General features: G+C 46.7%; 5 protein-coding genes and 1 pseudogene. 3 read left to right on the top strand and 3 right to left on the bottom strand.

What is annotated here, in order from left to right; genetic code table 11:
• Both LUQ50_RS05015 and LUQ50_RS05010 read right to left on the bottom strand, forming a co-directional pair.
• On the bottom strand, window positions 1-226 hold a 226-nt coding region (locus LUQ50_RS05015; protein ID WP_300037107.1), incomplete at its 3' end, for a hypothetical protein.
• Between the two features lie 14 nt (window positions 227-240).
• Window positions 241-1,437, bottom strand: coding sequence for a hypothetical protein (locus tag LUQ50_RS05010; protein ID WP_300037104.1), 1,197 nt, complete (start codon window positions 1,435-1,437; stop codon window positions 241-243).
• A gap of 89 nt (window positions 1,438-1,526) precedes the next feature.
• Here LUQ50_RS05010 and LUQ50_RS05005 point away from each other — a divergent pair, with 89 nt between their 5' ends.
• The 3 genes and pseudogenes from LUQ50_RS05005 to LUQ50_RS04995 form a co-directional block, all read left to right on the top strand.
• Window positions 1,527-2,351 carry a TrmB family transcriptional regulator gene (locus tag LUQ50_RS05005; protein WP_300037101.1) on the top strand — a complete coding sequence of 275 codons (825 nt, stop codon included), beginning with the start codon at window positions 1,527-1,529 and terminating at the stop codon, window positions 2,349-2,351.
• Between the two features lie 8 nt (window positions 2,352-2,359).
• Window positions 2,360-2,503 carry a hypothetical protein gene (locus tag LUQ50_RS05000; RefSeq protein ID WP_300037097.1) on the top strand — a complete coding sequence of 48 codons (144 nt, stop codon included), beginning with the start codon at window positions 2,360-2,362 and terminating at the stop codon, window positions 2,501-2,503.
• 268 nt (window positions 2,504-2,771) lie between these two features.
• A pseudogene (locus tag LUQ50_RS04995) lies at window positions 2,772-3,107 on the top strand (CocE/NonD family hydrolase); the annotation flags it as partial.
• Between the two features lie 37 nt (window positions 3,108-3,144).
• Here LUQ50_RS04995 and LUQ50_RS04990 read toward each other — a convergent pair.
• Complete coding sequence (locus tag LUQ50_RS04990; protein WP_300037094.1) at window positions 3,145-3,366, bottom strand: hypothetical protein; 222 nt, start codon at window positions 3,364-3,366, stop codon at window positions 3,145-3,147.
• Window positions 3,367-3,856: the final 490 nt, after the last annotated feature.

Here is a 3,856-nt window from a genome sequence, read left to right as displayed (position 1 = left end):
GGCTGATGGTGATTACCGGTGCTGTAATTGTGCTATCCTCGATATAGACAGTACTCTGGATATCGTTCCAGACAATAAATCCCAGAATTCCGGAGATGGCCAGGAGGATGATCACTCCTCTCAAGAAGAAAGGATGGTGTTTAATTTTCATCAGCGGATTCTGAAGCGGCTTTTCCTCACTTGACGGAGGTATCGCCTGGCTTGCAGTTTCGTCACTTGAAGCCATGTATTCTCCTCCTTTCATCTCCTTTTCAGGTTAGTAATAGTCTGACCGAGTTTGGTTCTTCGGGAAAGGACGAAAAATGCCCCGAGTAACAGGATTATTCCGGCACCAACTCCGATCAGGATCTGGATGGTGCCAAATCCACTGATTTTCTGCTCCCGGGACGCATTTTTTTCAGGGTGAGACAGGTTAATCATGGTGGTATCGGAGCAGAGATCGCCTTCAATATCCTTGTACCTGATGGTGAGAGGGAAGGTATCTTCATGACAGGTGAGTGACATCCTGAAGTTTGCAGATTCATCAGGTTCCAGGTTTCCAACCACACAATCCGGACTGGGATCGATGGATGATGCAGGGAAACCAGCCGAAAGAATAATACTATGTGCAAATTCAAGTCCGTTGTTTATAATATCGCCTTTCAGGGTGTAGTAATCACCCGATTTGATAACCTCCAGATCGCTGACGATTGGTTCGGCACGGATATTTCTGATCCCTGTTTCAACCGGGATCTGAAGGCTTACGATGTGCTTATTATCTCCGTTCTTGTATGATGTCTCAACGGTGAGATTTGTCTTTGCTTTCGGAGTTATCTCCAGAGTCACGTTTTTTTGGGCATTGGGCTCGAGAGATCCGATAAAAACCGATGATTGCGTTGATCTGATATCTTCACCATTCGGGGTTACTATCACCCCGTCGACCGATTTTTTGCGAGGATTTCCTACGGTGAGATAAATCTGCTCTTTTCGATCATTTGTGTATATGTCTGGTGAGTCGATGACTGAAACCTGGAGTTCAGAACTCTCAACCGTGACCGGGATGTAGTACCGAAGGGATCCTGATCCCATGAAGTCAAGGTAAAACTTGAGGTAATATGTTCCGTCTTCATGATCTGCCTTAATAGAGAAGGCAAATTTCATACTGTTCCCTGGACCGATAGTTCCCACTGAATTATAGGTCTGATCGTTTAGGACAGTCAGGGCATCACAGGATAGTTCAGCCCTTCGTATTGCAACGCTCTGGTTCCCGATATTTCTGATCTGAATGACAATATTCCCGGTATCACCCTGCATGAGTATTTCGGGATCCAATGTTACATTCTGGATTGATATCTGGGCTGCCTCGTAATCAACCGGTGTTTCGAGTGCTGATGAATGGAGAACTCCGATTGTTCCGATGCAGATGAGTGTGAGGATAATGACATATGACTGGTTCATGGTACACCTACGATGAATTCTGCTACAGGATGCAGTGCATAATGTCGGAAGCACTAGATATAATTATGTTGTAACTATCATAGTAACATATGTCCGATCTCATCCAAAACCTGGTAAAACTTGGTCTCAAGGAATATGAAGCAAAGATCTATATTGCGCTTGTAGGGATCAGAGAGGCGAATGCCCGGACAATTCACGAGGTCAGCGGGGTGCCACGTCCCCGGGTATATGATATCCTCAGTGAACTGACAGCAAAAGGGTTTGTCGAGGTTCGTGAGGGCAGTCCCCTGTTTTACCGGTCTGTCCCTCCTGATATCGTGATCTCAAAACTTCAGAAGGATCTCAACCATGCTGCAGAGGAGAGCATTGCAGTCCTTGAGACCCTTTCAACAAAGAAAGATGAAGAGTTTGTCCCTCTCTGGCATGTGAAGGGAGACTGGAGCATCACGCGTCATCTGGATCTTCTCATCGAACGAATGACCGGGGATATCTCCATCCTGGTTCTTGAAAACCTGGTTCCTGTGCGGTACGATGCACAGATTCGCCAGGCTTCAAAGAAGGGGAAGGTCAGTCTTCTCTTTAAACCTGGTATTACATTCTCCGGCAGTCGGATCCCTGGTGTTTCCTATTATCAGATAGACAAAATGAACGAGTTCTTTCGTGAAAAGATCTTTGATAAAGCATTTGCTAATCCCCTGGTCCAGAAAAACCAGGTGTTTTTCCTGGAATGCCTGATCATCTCGGCTGATACCGAAGTCATGAGTATTTATACCGTCAATGATGAGAGGATGGCGATCATCAACACGCTCCCTATCAGCCTCTACCTCCAGAATATGACCTTTGAGATGATGCTTTCCGGGGCATTGAAGAGCATGGGTGACGATGGGGTATTACCTGAAACCAAAGAGGATTGAGTCTCAATATGCCGCAGAATACTCATTGTTTTATCTTCTGGGTTATTCTTCTTCACTATAATGTAACAAGTTATCAGGGAAAAGTAACCGATACCAGGATTCCCGGCCCCCGGGTACGTATTCTTCCGGGAATGAATGCAGAAAAGAGGTGATTCATTCCTTTTGTTTCAATAGAATATATTCATCAGAGTATTTACCCTCTTTCAGATATGGGTAAGAACATCATATGCTGGAGTCGTATCCTGGTTCTTCTCTTCGTGATGGTTGTTGTTTTTCCTGCCTTTTCTTCTGCAGGTGCCAATGAAACGCTGGTATATCCGCATAAATAGAAACAGGCCCCTTTTCTCCGGATTATGAAGTAACCATTGAAAAAGACGATATCACGATGCCTGACGGAGTCAGGTTGCGGTTCTCTATTTTAAACCGGTTTCCAGTGAAGAACGGGAGAAGTTTCCCGTGATCTTTGAATTGGATCCCTATCGAGAGGACGATGTCTCGTACCTCGAGGATTACTATGTCGGCACGTACTTTGCGAAACGGGGGTACGTGGTCGCCATGGCCGATGTGAGAGAGACCGGAAGGAGTGAAGGAGTAGTTCCTGAGTATGAGTTTACAGAGCAGGAATTATCAGACGGGGTTGAGGTTATTGACCCGCTCGCTCATCAGGAATGGTCCAACGGAAACGTGGGAATGGTCGGCATGTCGTGGAGCCGATTCAATGCCCTCATGATCGCAGGAAAAAAACCCCTGCATTGAAAGCGATACTGATAGTCCATGCATCTGACGATCTCTTTTACCAGGATGTCCACTCGGCTGACAGGGCATTCCATATGGATACCTGGAAATCGATGATAGATACCCTCAATGCATCCCGTCCCCCGATACCTATGAGATCTCGGATCAATTCTTTGCAGACCGGGAATCCCGTCTCGATCGAAAACCTCTTACACCCGGCAAACCGGAACTCCTTTCCGGTAAGATTCACTACACCACCTGGCAGTTCAACCCTGGCCATAAAATCCGGTTTTCTATCCGCAATGCACAGTTTCCATGGCCTGGCCCACGCCGTACCTGGGAAACACGACCCTGTATCCCGGTCCTGATACCTGGATCTTCGCCGGTCGTAACGGAAAATACCCTCCGGGATGCCTGTTCCCTTCCTCCCCTTGCAGAAGAAGAAGAGAATCCGAATGCAACAAGTCTTGGCGGAGCAGATGTTGATCTCCCTGTCTCCTATGATCCGGAAACCTGTGAAACGACATATACGGCGGATAGCGACCAGCAATGGAGGGTTAATGATACCCTCTATCACTCGGTTCAGCATAATACCTGGAAGGTGAAAGATTCAGATCCTGCCCATGCACGGTACGAGGCGGATGTCTCGGACGAGATAACCCTCACGGATCGGGTACTTCGTGTCCAGGGATTATTTAACCTCGATTCTGATGGAAATTACTATAACCTGACGATTATCAGAAGATTCTTTGAGAATGAGGAGTTGATCC

This window comes from Methanospirillum sp., assembly GCF_028679455.1.
Classification (GTDB): domain Archaea; phylum Halobacteriota; class Methanomicrobia; order Methanomicrobiales; family Methanospirillaceae; genus Methanospirillum.
This window is presented reverse-complemented; position numbering and strand designations above follow the sequence as displayed.